Source organism: Microbacterium sp. PAMC22086 (assembly GCF_019443525.1).
GTDB lineage: Bacteria > Actinomycetota > Actinomycetes > Actinomycetales > Microbacteriaceae > Microbacterium > Microbacterium maritypicum.
In genome coordinates, this window is record NZ_CP080380.1 from 1,881,537 (window position 1) to 1,894,981 (window position 13,445).

The window sequence follows — 13,445 nt, forward strand, 5'->3', positions numbered from 1 at the left end:
CATGATCGATAACACCGACCTCTCGTCCCGCCCGGACATCATCCGTCTCAACGGCGTGAGCAAACAGTTCCGCGTGCGCAAGGACAACAACTTGAAGGATCGCATCGTCCACTTCGGGCGCCACGGGAAGGCGTTCCGCGAAGAGTTCACCGCTGTCGACGAGATCACGCTCGATATCAAGGCGGGCACGACGGTGGGCCTGCTCGGACAGAACGGTTCTGGCAAGAGCACTCTCCTGAAGCTCATCGGCGGCATCGTCGCACCCACCACCGGTACCGTGCAGGCGCGGGGGCGGATGGCCGCGCTGCTGGAACTCGGCGCCGGGTTCCACCCCGACCTGTCCGGCAGGGAGAACGTCTATCTCAACGCCGCCATTCTCGGACTCAGCCGCGCGCAGATCGACGAGCGCTTCGACGACATCCTCGAATTCAGTGGCATCGGCGACTTCATCGAGACAGCCGTCAAGTTCTACTCGTCCGGCATGTATGTGCGCCTGGCATTCGCCGTCGCGGTGCACACCGATCCCGATGTGCTGCTGGTCGACGAGGTCCTCGCCGTGGGAGATGAGGCTTTCCAGCGCAAATGCATGGATCGCATCCACCAGTTCCGCGAGGAGGGGCGGACGATCATCCTCGTCAGTCACTCCGCGCAGCAGGTTCAGGAACTGTGCGACCGCGGCATCCTGCTCCACCGCGGCAAGCTCGTGTTCGACGGAGACATCAATCGGGCTGTCGACGGACTGCGCGACGTGCTCGCCGACCGCGAGGTGGGGGAGGCCCCGCCGGAGGAGACCATCCATCCGATCCAAGTGAAGGGCATCGAGCTCATCGATGACGAGGGCGGGACGATCAAGGAGCTTCCGACAGGAGACCCCTTCACGATCCGGGTTCATGTTGACACGCTGCGGCCTATCGAACGCTGGGAGATCGGGTTCAGCATGGACACGCCGCTCGGCCAGATGGTTATGGCCTCCAACACCGAGGTCCTCGGCGTCACGCTCGACCCGATTGCGGGGAAGACAGTCATCGATCTGCGGATCACCGACGCGGGCTTCGGCCCCGGCGACTACTTCGTCAACGCGAACGCCGCCGGTGTCAGCGAGCCGAGTAGCCACGGCCTGATGCGAGGCGCCACCCTGCGTGTCCGGACAGATGATATGACGATGGGGACAGTGTCGGCCAAGATCACCGTGGATTCATCGGTGGAGCGATGACGGCGACAGCTCCGAAGGTGGCGGCTGTCGTTCTGTCGTACAAGCCGGACGCTGGCATCATCGGCAACATCGATGAGCTCGCGAAGCAGGCCGAGCGGGTCTACGTCGTCAACAACTCGCCAGATGACTCCGCCACGGCTGACGTGCTCGCACCGCTGACCGGCCGCGATTCCGTGGTCGTGCTCGACCAGGACGGCAATGTCGGTGTCGCGGCCGGATTCAACTCTGGCATGCGACAGGCTCTCGCAGACGGATTCGACTACGTCTGGATCTTCGACCAGGACAGCACGGTATCGGACGGCATGCTCGCCGCGCTCCTGACTGCGTTCGAGCAGCCGGGCGCGCCGGTTGCCATCGCGGGGCCGGCATTGCGCGCCGAGGAGACCGGGCATCTCTACGACGGTGAGTCCAGTTCCGGGATCCGCGACCAGGTCGCGCTGATTTCGTCCGGTGCCCTCTTCGCCCGTGAAGCACTGGATGAGATCGGTCTGCACGACGAGCGGCTGTTCATCGACTACGTCGACCACGACATCTCCTTGCGGGCGCGACGCTCGGGATTCCGCATCGTGAAGGTGTACGACACGGTCCTGGATCACCGATTCGGGGCATCCGTTCCTTCGACGTTCCTCGGACGACGGATCTACCTCTCGAACTATTCGCCGATGCGGCACTACTACATGACGCGCAACCGCGTGATCATGGTCCGGCGTTATGGCCTGGGACGATGGTTCTGGGAGGACGCGGCGTATGCCACGAAGTCCTGGATCAAGGTGGTTCTGTGCGAGAAGGATCGGAACCGGAAGATCGGTGCGGCCGTTCGCGGTGCCGTCGCGGGTCTCCGCTTCCGTCAGGTGGCGACGAGAGTCGACTGACTCGTCTTACGACGCGCGAGGACGTGAGCGACCTCGGTGCGGCACTGTGTTCTGGATATGATTGGCGATGATGTCGGAGAAGTCGGGTCGTGTGCTTGTGATCGTTCCAGCGTGGAACGAAGAGTCGAATGTGGGTGTGACCGTTCGAGAGGTTCTCGCGGCGGACGACCGCTATGACGTCGTCGTCGTCGATGACGGGTCGACCGATCGCACGGCAGAGGTCGCTCGCGGTGCCGGCGCTGCCGTCCTTCCTCTTCCGTTCAATCTGGGCGTCGGCGGGGCGATGAAGACGGGATTCACCTACGCTCAGCGTCACGGCTACGACTGCGCGATCCAGGTGGACGCCGACGGTCAGCATAACCCCGCGAACATCGCGGAGGTGCTCGAGGGCCTGCGGGTCGCCGACATCTCGATCGGCGCCCGCTTCGCCGATGTGGGCGACTACTCCGTCCGGGGTCCGAGGCGGTGGGCGATGGTCTTCCTCGCATCCGTGGTCTCCCGGGTCGCCAAGGCCAAGTTGACCGATGTGACCAGCGGCTTCCGCGCGGCGAACTCGCGTGCGATCGCGCAGTACGTTCGCTACTACCCGGCCGAGTACCTCGGCGACACGATCGATTCGCTCGTGGCCGCGGCACACGCCGGTCTCCGGGTCACGCAGGTACCGGTGGCCATGAGGCCCCGCAACCACGGCCGACCGTCGCAAGGCCCCATCGGCTCGAGCATCTATCTCTTCCGTTCCGTGTTCGCGCTGGGGCTCGCCATCATGCGCGGCCGTCGTTGGGAGGCCGGCGCATGATCGTCGTCGTCGGGATCGTCTTCGCCTTCTTCATCCTGGCGATCATCATCTGGATGCTGCTCAGCCACCGTCTCCGTGAGAAGTACGCGATCCTCTGGCTGACCATCGGCGTCACGATGCTGGTGCTCACGCTCTTCCCTGATCTGCTGTTCTGGCTGTCCGAAGTGCTCGGCGTCCAGATACCCACGAACCTGCTGTTCGTGGCGGCGCTCGCCCTTCTCATCGGCGTCACGCTCCACCAGTCCTGGGAGCTTTCGACCGCCGAGGATGAGACTCGTCGCGTCGCCGAGGAGATTGCCATCCTCCGCGCCGACGTCGAGGCGCTGCGTAATCAGCGCGCCGACAGCGAAGACGGAGTCGAGCCGTAGAGCCCCTCGTCTGCGTCGCTGCCGCGCTCTGAGAGCTGCTCAGCGATCGATGGTGGCGAAGAGGTCCTCGTCGTTCCAGCGTGCACGCGGTGATGTCCGGGTGATGCTCGGCCAGACGGACCAGACGAGTGCGACGATCGCTGCGGCGAACGCCAGCGATCCGAGGGCCCACACGCCCATCGGAGAGAGGGGGGCGTTCCACCACCATTCGATGCCGCGGTCGAGGTTGATTCCCGTGCCATCGGCACCGGTGATGTACCGGCGAAGGTTCGTGTGCAGAGCGATGCTGTTGGCACCGATGATTCCGGCCGCGACGACTCCGACCTGTACGCGGGTCAGACCGAGGGCGGCATCCTTGAGACCGACCAGTGCCACTCCGACGAGCATGATCACCAGCGGATAGACGTAGCGGGGCTGGACGCCGGACCCGACCATGATCCCCTCGCGCATGAGGATGTACAGAGGAACGACGACGAGTGCGGCCAGGACACCGGCCATCGCGAGCCACTTGCGCGCGTTGCCGTGCTTCAGCCCCCAGAACAGCAGGGCAGCGAAGAGGCCGAAGGTCGTGCCCCAGACCAGGGCAGGCAGCTGCGTGTCGAGCCACCCGAGTCCCCAGAATCCGAGGGCGCCGATCCACAGCTGGGGAAGCGCCTGCACGTTGGAGAAGAGGAGGGAGAAGAAGGGCAGATCTCCGCTCTCGGTGGTGCTCGTCAGTACCCCCGACTGACCGCTGGTGAGAAAGAGCGCGCCGGCGATGACGGCGAGGCCCGCGGGGAGCAGCAGCTGGAGCAGAAAACCGCGCGTCGGGCGGAAGGCGAGAACGACGGCGACGGCGAGCGCGACGACACCGTAGGCTGCAGCGTCACTGCGCGCGCCTGCACCGATGAGCATCAGCACAGTGGAGAGCGCAGCCAGCGCGACCTTCTTGCGGCCGGTCTGTTCGAAGAAGCCCCAGACGGCGAGCCACAGCCCACTTGCCTGAAGGATCGCCCAACTGCTCGGATTCGCGCTCGGGATGAGGAACATTCCCAGCGGAACGATCCCGATCAGGGAGGCCCAGACGAGGTTCGGTCGCATCCGCAGCGGCAGGAGGAAGAACAGGGCGCAGAGCACGCCGACGAAGAGGAGCGCGTTGAACGCTCGCATCATCAGGATCGAGAGCGATACGTCGTCGGTGACGAACGCCGTCATGACGCCGTAGAAGACAGGGGGGTACCCGTTGTCGTACCAGTTTCCTCGCTGGGTGTACGTCATGCCGTTCTCATCCAGCGGGCATGTCGCCGCCTGGTCAGGTTTGAAGGCGAAGCACTGCGCGGCTTCCGCGAGATCGGAGGGGAGCGCCCGCACCCTGTCGGAATCGGTGGTCTCGCAACGACCTTCGATGGGGCCGTTCGCACACCAGATGCTTCCCATGTGGTAGTCCTCGTCCGGACTCGAGCCCTGCGGGGAGGAGACTCCCCAGGCGAGAAGCGCGACCAACAGTGCGAGGGGGGCGAGTACTGCAGCAACGATCTGTCGTGTCCGGCGGGTCATCGCAGAGGGGCTCCTCGTTCAGGGAAGCGACACTGCCGACGAGTAGGTTCGGTGGCACAGAAGGTCGCAGGTGTTGTGTGGTGCGTCTTCACCGCGTCCCATCCTATCCGCGCGCCCGGCGGGCGATTCGACGCATCATCGTCCCGCATGTCGATGACATCCCGGACCTCGGCGTCGCGAAGCCGCGGTCCGCGCCTCAGACGACGAGGGCGCGCCGAAGGCGTCGTGCGTTGCGCATGTCGATCGCGAAGAAGGCGATGAGCACGATGGTTCCGATCGCGGCGTAGGAGATCAGCATCGCGCCGATGTTCGGGATCGTGATCGTGAAGGCGATCCACTGCGCGGCTGCAGCGACGAGAAGAAGAGCGGCGGCACCGCGTGAGGTGGAACTCGTCATCTTGATCATCATTCCCTGGGCGGCGATCCAGGGAAGGTAGGCGAGCGCGGTCGGCACGAGCAGGTCGGCGGCCGGTGCGTATGCGGCCGGATAGATCAGACCCACGATCCAGTCGCCGAGCACGAGGAAGACCAGGATCATGGCCACGCTCGTCGCGACCGAGAGGCCGAGAGTGGCGAGGACGCCGACCCGTGAGAGGTTCGGGTTGTCTCGATTCGCGACGAAGCGAGGCAGCAGATAGAGCGACAGCGTCGAGGGCAGCAAGAAGCCCGTCTTCACGAGAACGGTCACTGACGCATACATGCCGGCAAGATCTTCGGGCGCCCCGGCCCGAAGGAAGATCACGTCCGAACTCGTCAACCAAGCGAAGGCCACCGTGAGAACGATGATCGTGACTCCGGCTTGGCTGAAGACGCCTTTCTGCGGGCGCGGGACACCGTGGGCGGTCCAGAGCCCGCCGACGACCGCGACCACGAGGGCGGCGAGCACTGCTCCGACGAAGCCGCCGAGTCCCGTACCGATCGCGATGGCTCCGACGGCGAAGATCACGCGCGCGATCTGGGAGAACGTCGACCACCAGACCGCCTGGGCCACACGGCCTGATCCCTGGAGCAGCCCCACCGTATCGGCGAAGACGAAGCTGAGAGGAATCGTCACCGCCGCGGCGAGGATGACCAGGGGTGTCGTGTCGAGTGCGGAGGCAAGCCACGGAGACAGCGCCGCGACGACGGCCGCGCCGCCCAGCCCGAGCACGATGGCGTCGAGCGGCCAGCGCTTCCTCTTCACGTCGCCGTGCTCGACCGTGGTGAGAGCTGAGGCCGTCTGAACCGTCACGGTGCTCTGGAGCGACGCGCTGCCGATGGCCGCGACGTTGACGATCACGAAGAACGCGGCGAGCAGACCGAAATCGGCGGGGGACAGGACCCGGGCGCTCAGCAGCTGGAACGCGAAGGAGGCGATGATCCCGAGGCCGCTCGCAACGCCCACGGCAAGGAGCGCCTTGCCGTGGGAGCGGACGTGCACGCCGATCCCTGTTCGTTGCGGCTTCGGGTTCGTCTTCGTCTCGTGTTCGGCCATCTCGTGGTCATCCTGACGTCTGTGAGCGCGGGGACGTCGGCGGCGGAGCCTTCGAGTATGAGCCGCTCGTGTCGCCGCCATGATACTCGGCGGGTCTGAGGGCGGGCTGTCTGGCAGGGCGCTCACACAGGTTCCCGGACGGGGGAGGGTAAGGTTCTTCTTTGTGACACCCTCCCCACTCGTTGACCCTGCCGTGCCTGCCGCGGCCGGAACGCGGATCGCTGACAGCGCCGATGTCTCCTCGGATGCGAATATCGGAAGCGGAAGCTCGATCTGGCATCTTGCGCAGGTCCGAGAGAGCGCCGTCCTCGGCGAGAACTGCATCATCGGGCGTGGCGCCTACATCGGCACGGGGGTGCGCATGGGGGACAACTGCAAGGTCCAGAACTATGCGCTCGTGTACGAGCCGGCAGTCCTCGGCGCCGGTGTCTTCATCGGACCCGCCGTGGTTCTCACGAACGACACGTATCCGCGCGCGGTCACTCCCGACGGGCAGCTGAAATCCGCGCACGACTGGGAGCCTGTCGGAGTCGTCATCGGTGACGGCGCGTCCATCGGTGCACGGGCGACCTGCGTCGCTCCGGTGATCATCGGCGCATGGGCGACGGTCGCGGCAGGGGCCGTCGTCGTCAAGGACGTCCCTGACTTCGCCCTTGTCGTCGGGGTTCCGGCGCGTCGGGTCGGATGGGTGGGCAAAGCCGGCGTCCCGCTAACGGAAACCGAACCCGGCGTCTGGGTGTGCCCGACGACCGGCTCCCGCTATCTCGAGACAGATGGCGTTCTCGCATTGGAGGAACGATGACGGAATTCATCCCCGCGGCGAAGCCGCTGATCGGTGACGACGAACGAGCGGCCGTCGACCGCGTGCTGCTGAGCGGCATGGTGGCTCAGGGCCCCGAAGTCGCTGCGTTCGAGAAGGAGTTCGCCGACCACTTCGTGGACGGGCTCCCTGTCATCGCGGTCAACTCCGGGACCTCGGGGCTCCACCTCGGGCTGCTCGCCGCAGGCGTCGGACCCGGTGACGAGGTCATCGTCCCGTCCTTCACCTTCGCAGCCACCGCCAACGCGGTCGCGCTCACCGGGGCCACACCCGTCTTCGCGGACATCGAGCCTGAGACGTTCACGCTGGACCCCGCCGCCGTCGATGCGGCCGTCACGGAGCGCACCCGTGGCATCCTTCCCGTGCACCTCTACGGCCACCCGGCTCGGATGACCGAGCTCGGCGAAATCGCGGCGAAGCGCGGCCTCGCGCTCTATGAGGACGCAGCACAGGCGCATGGTGCCGCTCTGAACGGCCGCCCCGTGGGCACGTTCGGCACGATGACGATGTTCTCGTTGTACCCGACCAAGAACATGACGAGTGGCGAGGGCGGCATGGTCGTCACCGCTGACGAGGAGACCGCGCGCCGTGTCCGGCTGCTGCGCAACCAGGGCATGGAACGTCAGTACGAGAACGAGCTGATCGGCTTCAACGCGCGGATGACCGACATCCACGCCGCGATCGGACGCGTGCAGCTGACGAAGGTGGACGCCTGGACCGAGACGCGTCGATCGAACGCCGCGTTCCTGGACGCCAACCTCTCAGGCGTCACCGTTCCCCCGGTCGCTGAGGGGGCGAGGCACGTCTACCACCAGTACACGATCCGCGTCGAGGACGACCGAGACGGATTCGTGAAGGCTCTCAAAGAGGAGTACGCGATCGGCAGTGGCGTGTACTACCCGATCCCCAACCACCGGCTCCCGTCGCTCGCGCAGTACGCGCCAGGACTCGACCTCCCCGCGACCGAGCGTGCGGCTCGTGAAGCGGTCTCACTCCCGATTCATCCGTCGCTCTCGGCCGCGGACCTCGATCGGATCGTCGCCGCGGTGAACGCTCTCGCCGGAGCCGGCAGCTGATGGCGACCCTGAAGGCCGGTCTGCTCGGCGTCGGATCGATGGGACGCCATCACGCGCGGATCCTTCGCGACATCGAGGGAGTCGAGCTCGTTGCCGTCGCAGATCCCGGTGGCGACCCCTATCGCGTGGCGGGTGGCATCCCCCTCCTTGCGAACGTCGAGGAGCTGATCGCCGCCGGTATCGACATCGCCGTCGTCGCCATCCCGACCCGGTTCCACGCCGAAGCCGCGCTCACCCTCGCGGACGCCGGCGTGCACACGCTGGTGGAGAAGCCGATCGCGGACGACAGCGTTTCCGGTCACCGTGTGAGCGAGGCCTTCGAGGCACGGGGGCTCGTCGGGGCCGTCGGTCACGTCGAGCGATTCAATCCTGCGCTCCAGCAGCTTCGTCGCCGACTCGCCGAGGGCGATGCCGGAGCCGTCTATCAGATCGCCACGCGACGACAGAGCACCTTCCCGGCGCGTATCGGCGATGTGGGGGTGGCCAAGGACCTCGGCACGCATGACATCGACCTCACCGCATGGGTCGCTCAGTCCGTGTATTCCTCGATCAGTGCGCAGACCGCGTTCAAGAGCGGTCGTGAGTTCGAGGACATGATCGCGATGACCGGCCGCCTCGAGAGCGGGATCATCACCAACCACTTGATCAACTGGCTCAGCCCCATGAAGGAGCGGGTGACCCTCGTGACGGGCGAGCGCGGCACCTTCGTCGCAGACACCGCGACCGGCGACCTCACGTTCCATGCGAACGGCACCGAGCTGTTCGAATGGGATTCGGTCTCCACGTTCCGTGGTGTGTCCGAAGGGGATGTGACCCGGTTCGCATTCGCGAAGCGTGAACCGCTCCGCGCCGAGCTCGAGGCGTTCCGCGATGCTGTCCTCGGCCAGCCCAGCGAACTATCGACCATGAGTGAGGCGGTACACACGCTCGAGGTCGTCGAATCTGCCCTCGAGTCCGCGCGCGACGGCGGAAGGCTGGTGCGCATTGGGCGCGAACAGCACTGATCTCCTCGTCGTGGGGTCGGGATTCTTCGGCCTCACGATCGCCGAGCATGCCGCCCGGGCAGGCCGCAAGGTGACGGTCATCGACCGACGTCCTCACATCGGGGGCAACGCCTACAGTGAGGCCGAACCGGGGACGGGCATCGAGGTGCATCGCTACGGGGCGCATCTGTTCCACACCTCGAACCCGACGGTGTGGGAGTACGTCAACCGATTCACGTCGTTCACGAACTATGTGCACCGCGTCTACAGCACGCACAAGGGCACCGTCTTCCCGATGCCGGTGAACCTGGGCACGATCAACCAGTTCTTCCAGTCCGCGTACACCCCTGGTCAGGCACGTGCGCTGATCAGGGAGCAGGCGGGGGAGTTCGACGCGAAGACGGCTGCCAACTTCGAGGAGAAGGGCATCGCTCTCGTCGGACGCCCGCTGTTCGAAGCCTTCTTCCGCGACTACACCGCGAAGCAGTGGCAGACCGACCCCCAAAAGCTCTCCGGTGACATCATCAGTCGCCTCCCCGTGCGCTACACCTACGACAACCGCTACTTCAACGACACGTGGGAGGGCCTTCCGACCGACGGCTATACGGCGTGGATCGAGCGGATGGCCGATCACCCCAACATCGAGGTGCGGTTGGACGTGGACTTCTTCGACGAGTCCCAGCCCTTCAACAAGAAGGCTATGGTCGGGCAGGTGCCCATCGTTTACACGGGCCCTGTCGATCGCTACTTCGACTACGCGGAGGGCGCGCTCAGCTGGAGAACTCTGGACTTCGAGCAGGAAGTCCTCGATGTCGGGGATTTCCAGGGCACGAGCGTGATGAACTACCCCGACATGGATGTGCCGTACACGCGCATCCACGAGTTCAAGCACTTCCACCCCGAGCGCAAGGATGTCTACGACGCCGATCGAACGGTGATCATGCGGGAGTTCTCGCGTTTCGCCAAGCGGGACGACGAGCCTTACTACCCGGTGAACACTCCGGCTGACCGCGGGGGCCTCCTGGCGTATCGGGAACTGGCCAAGGGGGAGCGGGACGTCCACTTCGGGGGGCGTCTGGGCACCTACCAGTACCTCGACATGCACATGGCCATCGGCTCGGCGCTGTCGATGTGGAACAACAGTCTCTCGTAGACTCGACATCGTGAGTCACGCTGCTGTCGGGGCGCCCGGGACGCCCCGGCGATATCTGCATTCGCTGTGGCTGCTGTCGGCCCGAGACCTGAAGGTCCGCTACTCGACCAGCATCCTCGGCTATCTCTGGTCGGTGCTCGATCCGCTCGTCATGAGCGCGATCTACTGGTTCGTGTTCACGCAGGTGTTCAACCGCGATGTCGGCGAAGAGCCGTACATCATCTTCCTGATCAGCGCGCTGCTGCCCTGGGTGTGGTTCAACGCCTCGGTGTCGGACTTCACCCGCGCCTTCAAGAAGGACGCCCGGTTGGTGAGGTCGACCGCGATCCCGCGCTCGATCTGGGTGAACCGCATCGTGCTCAGCAAGGGCATCGAGTATCTCTTCTCGCTGCCCGTCCTGGTGCTGTTCATCGTGGTGAACCTCTTCGTCGAGCTCGATCCCGGCCGGACCGTGCACGTCGGCTGGGGAGTGCTGTGGATGCCGGTGGCGATGCTGCTGCAGACGGTGCTCCTGGTCGGGCTCGGACTGCTCGTCGCCCCGCTCTGCGTCCTCTTCGTCGACCTCGAGCGCACGACGGCGCTGATCCTGCGCGCGATGTTCTACGCCACGCCGATCATCTACAACGTCACCGACCTTCCCGGCATCTTCCAGACCCTCGGAGCGTTCAACCCCCTCGCGGGAATCATGATGCTCTACCGCATGCCCTTCTTCCCTGATCAGTGGAATCCGTTCACGCTGACGATCAGCGTCATCATGAGCCTGCTGATCCTCGGACTCGGCATCTGGACCTTCCGGAGCCTGGAACGCCTCGTGTTGAAGGAGCTGTGATGCGCTCGGCCATCGAAGTCCAGGGTCTCGGCGTCCACTTCCGTCGCAACAGGCGCGGGAGCCGTAGCTTCAAGGATCTCTTCGCCGGAGCGTCTCGTCGTTCTCGCCCGGGTGAGTTCTGGGCACTGCGTGACGTCTCGTTCTCGGTGGAGCCGGGCGAGTCCATCGGCGTCGTCGGGCGCAACGGTCAGGGGAAGTCGACACTTCTCCGGCTCGTCGCCAAGGTGCTCCTACCCGATGAGGGCACCGTCGCCGTCAACGGCGGAGTCGCGCCCCTCATCGAGATCACCGGAGGCTTCGTCGGAGATCTCACGGTGCGCGAGAACGTCCGTCTGACCTCCGGCCTGCACGGGATGTCCCGCGACGAGGTCACGCGCCGCTACGACGGCATCATCGAGTTCGCCGAACTCGCGGGATTCGAGGACACCCCGTACAAGCACCTCTCCAACGGGATGAAGGTCCGACTCGCCTTCGCGGTCGTCTCTCAGCTCGACGAACCGATCCTCCTCGTCGACGAGGTGCTGGCGGTGGGGGACAAGGCGTTCCGCGAGAAGTGCTACACGCGCATCGACGAACTGCTCGCCGAGGGCCGCACGCTGTTCTTCGTGAGTCACAACGAGCGCGATCTCCGTCGGTTCTGCACGCGGGGGCTCTACCTCGACAAGGGGGCGCTCGTTCTCGACGCACCGATCGCCGAGGTCCTCGACAGATACAACGCCGACTACAACTCGTAGCCGCGGCCGGAAGGCGAGGACTCGGGGTCAGAGCCCCACGAGAGTCTGCAGGTCTGTGACGGCAGCACGAGCGGCATCGATGGAAGCCGCGGTGTCGGAGCCATCGGTGATGGCAGCGTGCAGGTCGGCGAGGCGCTTCGAATAGGCGTCGACGCCGTCGCGCCACTGCTGTGCGATCGACGAGGGCGGCTGCGCGTCGGACAGGCGGCGTGCGTCCTGCTCCAGGGTGTCCATGACGGCCAGCGCATCATCTCCGGTCGCCCCGGCGATGATGTCGAGGCCGCGGGGAGCATCGGTCAGCCAGCCGCCCACCTGCTCGCGGAACACGTCGACGGTCGGGTCGACCGGTGCCGGCGGCGTGGTCTGCGGCGTGCGCGTCTCCGTGGGGGAGGCGGAGGGGGCCGTCGTTCCGGTCGGGCTGGGGGAGCCGCTCGCGCCGGGTGCGGGTTCCTCGCCCCGGGGCAGCAGGAAGAACAGCAGGGCGCCGACGATCGCCAAGGCGGCGACGACGATCCCGATGATCAGCCAGACGCGGCCCGTGTTCTTCGGCTTCGGCTCGACGGGCGCCCAACGGAGCTCGGGAGTCGGCTCGCTCATCATGCGTCTTCCAGTGGTGCCATGGGCTGCCAGGAGCGGTCGCGGCTGATCCTGCCGCCTTCCTTGAGCCCGCGGAACAGGTTGCTCGTGCCCCGCACCGTACGCTCGACGAAGAGCAGCCGGATGAGCTCCTTCGCGAACGTCATCGCGGTGCCGAGGCCGAAGAGCACGGGGTTGTAGTTGTCATGCACGCGGTAGTAGTGCTTGATGTAGGCGCGATTGCGCATGATGTAGAAGCGGTAGGCGTTGCTGGAGGCGTTCATGTGGCGGATGCCCATGTCCCACTGCTTGATCTCGCGCGTGCGTCGCAGCACGAACTCGTCGACGATGACGGCCGTCGTCTTGCGCGAGGCGAGCCAGCCGTACATCTGGTCATCCCAGTAGATGAAGAAGCGGTGGTCCGGCAGGCCGATCTGCTTCACGATCGAGCGGTGGATGAACATGCCCTCGAAGCATCCGCTGTTCATCTCCTTGTATCCGGAGTCGTCGAAACCGGACGGGGCGAACGGGATCGGAATACCCATGCGCTCCGCGATGCGGTACTGCCAGTAGAACTCGCTGCCGTCGTAGTCGTAGCGCCGCCCCTGGATGCTCTTGAAGCGCGGGGCCCACTTGCCCATCTTCGTGAGTCCGTCGGGGAGCACCTCGACGTCGTCGTCCATCATCCAGATCCACTCGGAGCCGAGTTCGTAGGCGGTGCGCATCCCCTCGCTGAACCCGCCGGAGCCACCCGTGTTCGTCTCCAGGCGCCGGTAGACGATCTCGGTGCCGATGCCGTCGCGGAACGACTCGACGACGTCGGTCGTGTCGTCGGAGGAGGCGTTGTCGATGATCACGACGCGTCCGGGCTTCGGGTCCATCGCCGTGATGCTGGTGAGGAGTCCGGTGAGCAGATGCGATCTGTTGAAGGTGACGACGACGATCGTCGCCGCTTTCGGATCGAATGCAGCGGGCGCCGCGGTCATACCTTCTCCTCGAAGATCGGTGGGCAGTT

The 13,445-nt window shown here is 65.5% G+C and carries 14 protein-coding genes; 10 read left to right on the forward strand and 4 right to left on the reverse strand.

What is annotated here, in order from left to right; all coding sequences use genetic code 11:
• Window position 1: 1 nt before the first annotated feature.
• From KY497_RS09405 to KY497_RS09420, 4 genes are all read left to right on the forward strand, one after another.
• Window positions 2-1,213 carry an ABC transporter ATP-binding protein gene (locus tag KY497_RS09405; protein WP_219868921.1) on the forward strand — a complete coding sequence of 404 codons (1,212 nt, stop codon included), beginning with the start codon at window positions 2-4 and terminating at the stop codon, window positions 1,211-1,213.
• Complete coding sequence (locus KY497_RS09410) at window positions 1,210-2,085, forward strand: glycosyltransferase family 2 protein (protein ID WP_141386619.1); 876 nt, start codon at window positions 1,210-1,212, stop codon at window positions 2,083-2,085. Before KY497_RS09405 ends, KY497_RS09410 begins: the two co-directional genes overlap by 4 nt.
• A gap of 67 nt (window positions 2,086-2,152) precedes the next feature.
• Complete coding sequence (locus KY497_RS09415) at window positions 2,153-2,881, forward strand: glycosyltransferase family 2 protein (protein WP_371861295.1); 729 nt, start codon at window positions 2,153-2,155, stop codon at window positions 2,879-2,881.
• Window positions 2,878-3,249 carry a DUF2304 domain-containing protein gene (locus tag KY497_RS09420; RefSeq protein WP_141386617.1) on the forward strand — a complete coding sequence of 124 codons (372 nt, stop codon included), beginning with the start codon at window positions 2,878-2,880 and terminating at the stop codon, window positions 3,247-3,249. The genes KY497_RS09415 and KY497_RS09420 overlap by 4 nt, the downstream gene beginning before the upstream one ends.
• Before the next feature lie 39 nt (window positions 3,250-3,288).
• On the opposite strand, the gene KY497_RS09425 is transcribed toward KY497_RS09420, so the two are convergent.
• Window positions 3,289-4,785 (reverse strand): DUF2142 domain-containing protein, encoded by a 1,497-nt coding sequence (locus KY497_RS09425; RefSeq protein ID WP_141386616.1) that lies wholly within the window; start codon window positions 4,783-4,785, stop codon window positions 3,289-3,291.
• A 196-nt stretch (window positions 4,786-4,981) separates the two neighbouring features.
• Entirely contained in the window at window positions 4,982-6,259 is a 1,278-nt protein-coding gene (locus KY497_RS09430; protein ID WP_167497409.1) for a lipopolysaccharide biosynthesis protein, read from the reverse strand.
• A gap of 163 nt (window positions 6,260-6,422) precedes the next feature.
• Here KY497_RS09430 and KY497_RS09435 point away from each other — a divergent pair, with 163 nt between their 5' ends.
• Genes KY497_RS09435 through KY497_RS09460 form a run of 6 tightly spaced genes read left to right on the forward strand, consistent with a single transcriptional unit; the run spans window position 6,423 to window position 11,854 of the window.
• On the forward strand, window positions 6,423-7,061 hold the full coding sequence (locus KY497_RS09435; protein ID WP_258185636.1) for an acyltransferase: 639 nt from the start codon (window positions 6,423-6,425) through the stop codon (window positions 7,059-7,061).
• Complete coding sequence (locus KY497_RS09440) at window positions 7,058-8,155, forward strand: DegT/DnrJ/EryC1/StrS aminotransferase family protein (RefSeq protein WP_219868923.1); 1,098 nt, start codon at window positions 7,058-7,060, stop codon at window positions 8,153-8,155. Before KY497_RS09435 ends, KY497_RS09440 begins: the two co-directional genes overlap by 4 nt.
• Window positions 8,155-9,159, forward strand: coding sequence for a Gfo/Idh/MocA family protein (locus tag KY497_RS09445; RefSeq protein WP_219868924.1), 1,005 nt, complete (start codon window positions 8,155-8,157; stop codon window positions 9,157-9,159). Before KY497_RS09440 ends, KY497_RS09445 begins: the two co-directional genes overlap by 1 nt.
• Window positions 9,140-10,291 (forward strand): UDP-galactopyranose mutase, encoded by a 1,152-nt coding sequence (gene glf / locus KY497_RS09450; RefSeq protein ID WP_219868925.1) that lies wholly within the window; start codon window positions 9,140-9,142, stop codon window positions 10,289-10,291. Before KY497_RS09445 ends, glf begins: the two co-directional genes overlap by 20 nt.
• Window positions 10,292-10,301: 10 nt before the next feature.
• Entirely contained in the window at window positions 10,302-11,120 is an 819-nt protein-coding gene (locus tag KY497_RS09455) for an ABC transporter permease (RefSeq protein WP_219868926.1), read from the forward strand.
• Window positions 11,120-11,854 carry an ABC transporter ATP-binding protein gene (locus KY497_RS09460; protein ID WP_017831125.1) on the forward strand — a complete coding sequence of 245 codons (735 nt, stop codon included), beginning with the start codon at window positions 11,120-11,122 and terminating at the stop codon, window positions 11,852-11,854. The genes KY497_RS09455 and KY497_RS09460 overlap by 1 nt, the downstream gene beginning before the upstream one ends.
• Before the next feature lie 27 nt (window positions 11,855-11,881).
• Here KY497_RS09460 and KY497_RS09465 read toward each other — a convergent pair whose 3' ends face one another.
• Together KY497_RS09465 and KY497_RS09470 are read right to left on the reverse strand one after the other, a co-directional pair.
• Window positions 11,882-12,451, reverse strand: coding sequence for a hypothetical protein (locus tag KY497_RS09465; protein WP_258185637.1), 570 nt, complete (start codon window positions 12,449-12,451; stop codon window positions 11,882-11,884).
• Window positions 12,451-13,416 carry a glycosyltransferase family 2 protein gene (locus tag KY497_RS09470; RefSeq protein WP_219868928.1) on the reverse strand — a complete coding sequence of 322 codons (966 nt, stop codon included), beginning with the start codon at window positions 13,414-13,416 and terminating at the stop codon, window positions 12,451-12,453. The genes KY497_RS09465 and KY497_RS09470 overlap by 1 nt, the downstream gene beginning before the upstream one ends.
• Window positions 13,417-13,445 lie beyond the last annotated feature (29 nt).

Bases quoted from the DNA above. Each gene is read 5' to 3' on its own strand.
- KY497_RS09405 (WP_219868921.1), top strand. From the start codon at position 2: ATGATCGATAACACCGACCTCTCGTCCCGCCCGGACATCATCCGTCTC.
- KY497_RS09410 (WP_141386619.1), top strand. From the start codon at position 1,210: ATGACGGCGACAGCTCCGAAGGTGGCGGCTGTCGTTCTGTCGTACAAG.
- KY497_RS09415 (WP_371861295.1), top strand. From the start codon at position 2,153: ATGATGTCGGAGAAGTCGGGTCGTGTGCTTGTGATCGTTCCAGCGTGG.
- KY497_RS09420 (WP_141386617.1), top strand. From the start codon at position 2,878: ATGATCGTCGTCGTCGGGATCGTCTTCGCCTTCTTCATCCTGGCGATC.
- KY497_RS09425 (WP_141386616.1), bottom strand. From the start codon at position 4,785: ATGACCCGCCGGACACGACAGATCGTTGCTGCAGTACTCGCCCCCCTC.
- KY497_RS09430 (WP_167497409.1), bottom strand. From the start codon at position 6,259: ATGGCCGAACACGAGACGAAGACGAACCCGAAGCCGCAACGAACAGGG.
- KY497_RS09440 (WP_219868923.1), top strand. From the start codon at position 7,058: ATGACGGAATTCATCCCCGCGGCGAAGCCGCTGATCGGTGACGACGAA.
- KY497_RS09445 (WP_219868924.1), top strand. From the start codon at position 8,155: ATGGCGACCCTGAAGGCCGGTCTGCTCGGCGTCGGATCGATGGGACGC.
- KY497_RS09460 (WP_017831125.1), top strand. From the start codon at position 11,120: ATGCGCTCGGCCATCGAAGTCCAGGGTCTCGGCGTCCACTTCCGTCGC.
- KY497_RS09465 (WP_258185637.1), bottom strand. From the start codon at position 12,451: ATGAGCGAGCCGACTCCCGAGCTCCGTTGGGCGCCCGTCGAGCCGAAG.
- KY497_RS09470 (WP_219868928.1), bottom strand. From the start codon at position 13,416: ATGACCGCGGCGCCCGCTGCATTCGATCCGAAAGCGGCGACGATCGTC.